Genomic DNA, 263 nt, shown 5'->3' with positions numbered 1-263 from the left:
CGATGCTGGCCGTGTCCATGGCCGTCGCGAAGGCCGCCGCTGAAGAAGCCGGCCTGCCGCTCTACCGTTACTTCGGCGGCTCGGGCGCGATGCACTTGCCGGTGCCGATGATGAACATCGTCAATGGCGGCGCGCACGCGAACAACAGCCTGGACATCCAGGAATTCATGATCGTGCCGGTCAGCCAGCCGACCTTCCGCGAAGCACTGCGCTGCGGCGCTGAAGTGTTCCACGCGCTGAAGAAGATTCTGTCGGACCGCGGC

1 pseudogene is annotated in these 263 nt (G+C 65.0%); it reads left to right on the top strand.

The features are described from left to right. Window positions 1-263, top strand: a pseudogene (eno, locus tag R0J87_RS21500) (phosphopyruvate hydratase); the annotation flags it as partial.

Origin of the sequence: Halomonas sp. SIMBA_159, from assembly GCF_046536035.1 — a bacterium.
GTDB lineage: Bacteria > Pseudomonadota > Gammaproteobacteria > Pseudomonadales > Halomonadaceae > Vreelandella > Vreelandella venusta_A.
The sequence above is the reverse complement of the archived record's forward strand: the minus strand, read 5'-3'. Positions and strand labels throughout refer to the sequence as shown.